Here is a 2,787-nt window from a genome sequence, read left to right on the forward strand (position 1 = left end):
GCCTACGACGTGGAATGGCGCCGGGACGATCTGAACTGGGTTCGTGCGGGCCGGGTAGGGACCACCAGCTGTGAGGTCCGGGGCATCTACGCCGGCAAGTACCTGGCCCGGGTGCGCGCGGTCAACGCGCTCAACGCGGTTTCGCAGCCGGCGCTGAGCATGCTCACGGACATCAAGGGCAAGACCGAGCCGCCGCCGGCGCTGACCTCGCTGACCACCACCCCTGTGGTGTTCGGCATACAGCTGGCTTGGGGCTTCCCGCCCGGGGCCACCGACACCGAGCGGACCGAGATCTGGCGTAGTACTGGGCCAGACCGCGCCAGCGCCACGAAGTTCGCCGACTTCGCCTACCCGCAGAACCGCTACCAGCTCGACGGTCTTGCTGCCGGTGCCCGGTTCTACTTCTGGGGCCGACTGGTGGACAAGAGCGGCAACATCGGTCCGTGGTATCCGACCGGCACCGGCGTGATGGGGGAGGCCAGCACAAACCAGTCGGACTACGACGCCTACCTCTCGGGTCGGATTACCGAGAGCGCGTTGGGGCAGGACCTGCTTTCCAAGATCGAGAGCATCGACCAGATCGTGCCACTGATCTGGGAGGCCGGCGCCACCTATGACCCCGGCGATACCGTCGTGCACAACGGCAAGATCTGGCTGTGGAACGACAACGCGCCGGGGAATGAGGAGCCACCGGGCACGAAATGGAAGGATGTGGGTGATGCCGTCGCTCAGGCGGGTGCGGTGGTCGGCCGGGTGAACACGCTGGAGCTGCAGGTCAATGATCCGGAAACCGGCCTGCAGGCGATCGGGCAGAAGACGGATGGCCTGTTCGCCCAGCTGGACGTTCAAGCCGCCGGTGATAGCGACTGGGGCGCTGGCGACGCCACGGTGTTCGCTGGAACGCTCACCATCCAGACGGTCATCGCCGAGGGCGACTATGCCCAGGCTCAGCGCACCGACACGGTGGAAGCGAAGGTAGGCGAAACGCAGGCGTTGGTGCAGGAGAACTCGCAGGCGGTAGTCGACATGGACGGCAGGATCAGCGCTTCGTGGACCCTGAAGCTGCAGGTGGCGGCGAATGGCCAGTACTACGCGGCCGGGATGGGCATTGGCATCGAAAATCAGCCGGACGGTAGCTACCAGAGTCAGATCCTGTTCCAGGCCGACCGGTTTGCGGTGATCAACTTGGTGAACGGGCAGGTCACGTCGCCATTCGTGATTCAGGGCGGCCAGACCTTCATCAGCCAGGCACTGATCGGAACTGGCTGGATTCAGAATGCCATGATCGGCGACGTGATCCAGTCCACAGCGGTCGGCGCAGGTGGTCTGCCACGTTGGAAGCTGGACAAGAACGGTAGCCTGGCAATGAACGGGCCAGTTGGTGGCGGATCGCTTTCGATCAATGACCAGAACATCTTCGTTCGTAGTCCAACCGGGCAGCCACTTGTTGCCCTTGGGGATGGCATCTGATGGCCACCGGACTGAAGGTATGGAACAACGACGGCTCGGTGAAGTTCGATGTGACAACGCGTCTGACCCGGTTGCTTGGTTCAGTTCAGACCGGAAACCAGGCCGGCTCCATCGACATCGCCTCCCAGGGGAACCGAGCGTTCTTTTTCATCGTGTCGAATGACTCGAATCAACCGACGCGCGGCGTCCCCAACGTGGTACTGACCGACATCAGTGCGTCGGTCATTCGTATGTCATGGGATTTCACTACCAACGTCAGGACACCCTGCACGCTCCACTATGGACTCTGGTAATGGCAACTGGCCTGAAAGTGTGGACCAACAATGGCAGCGTGCTGACGATCGATCAGAACTACGAGAACCTGTCTCTGTACTCGCGGGGTAGTGGTGAGACATCGTCAGCCAATCCAGAGCTTGCTTATGGGCTGTACACGCTCACCTTTACCTTGCCCGCAGCGGTCATTCCTCAGGTCGCACTGAGAACGCACGACCAGTCGAAGTACATCGGCATTCTGGGTGTATCCATCAGTGGCAACACATACACCTTCCTGATCCGCACGCAGGGAGGGCCGGTAGCCTTTGACTGGTTCGTCTTCACGCTTCCCACCTACATCGCATCCAGTACAAGAGGCCTGAAGGTTTGGCGGCAAAGCGACGGCCGGCTTGTGTTCGACAGCGGCATGAGCTGGATGCGTGTGGCAGGGCAGATCGTCAATGGCCAGGGTGGTGGGCAGCTTGATCCTTCTCGAACCTATGCCATTGCCTTCTGCGGTGCCGCGATGAACCAGTCTCGGCAATGGATCAACAATCCCGAGACGCAGCCCGCGCAGGTGGACCAGTACACCTACATTCCGGGCGCGCGTATCTTGAATGGAGTGTTTTCCTCAGCCGACATGACAGTGTTCGTGCAGCAGTCTTCGCCAGGAACGCCGTCGGACATTGGCTATATCTCCAACGGGGTGTTTGCGGTTCTGGCTCTGGATATTACGGGCTACTGATCAGCCGGTCTTTAGTCCGACCTTCTTGGTAGCGCGCGTATTTTCCGAATGCGACGTAGCCGCGAGGACGCTTGAAATTCTCTGCGGAGAAGCCTCGCTGGCTTCCCTCGTCGCTGGTGGTGGTGTGGAATGTCACGCCTGTCGAAGCATAGCCGGCTACGGTGTCAGTCAGGTCGATGTCGCAGCGCTTCCATGTGTTGCTGGTGCCGAGCCTGATACTGAAGCGGTCTTCGGCCTGTCCGATAGCACCGCAAATTGAAACGCGACGGGCCTCGGTGACCTCGATCGCCTTGGGGCTGATCCGTGCCACGAATGCGTCC

General features: G+C 61.1%; 4 protein-coding genes. 3 read left to right on the forward strand and 1 reads right to left on the reverse strand.

Annotation, left to right across the window (positions count from 1 at the left end; translation table 11 throughout):
* The 3 genes from AB0E19_RS38380 to AB0E19_RS38390 all read left to right on the forward strand — a co-directional run.
* Nucleotides 1–1,470 (forward strand): DUF1983 domain-containing protein (locus tag AB0E19_RS38380; RefSeq protein ID WP_362189800.1); only part of this gene is annotated, 1,470 nt, incomplete at its 5' end.
* Nucleotides 1,470–1,763 carry a hypothetical protein gene (locus AB0E19_RS38385; RefSeq protein ID WP_362189803.1) on the forward strand — a complete coding sequence of 98 codons (294 nt, stop codon included), beginning with the start codon at nt 1,470–1,472 and terminating at the stop codon, nt 1,761–1,763. The genes AB0E19_RS38380 and AB0E19_RS38385, both read left to right, overlap by 1 nt.
* A 38-nt stretch (nt 1,764–1,801) precedes the next feature.
* A complete protein-coding gene (locus AB0E19_RS38390; protein ID WP_362189806.1) occupies nt 1,802–2,467 on the forward strand; it encodes a hypothetical protein in 666 nt (221 codons plus the stop codon).
* On the opposite strand, the gene AB0E19_RS38395 is transcribed toward AB0E19_RS38390, so the two are convergent.
* Nucleotides 2,454–2,787, reverse strand: a 334-nt coding sequence (locus AB0E19_RS38395; protein WP_362189809.1) for a hypothetical protein, incomplete at its 5' end; no start/stop codon positions are given. The genes AB0E19_RS38390 and AB0E19_RS38395 overlap by 14 nt on opposite strands.

It is taken from the genome of Streptomyces sp. NPDC047974, assembly GCF_040653375.1.
Lineage (GTDB): Bacteria > Actinomycetota > Actinomycetes > Streptomycetales > Streptomycetaceae > Streptomyces.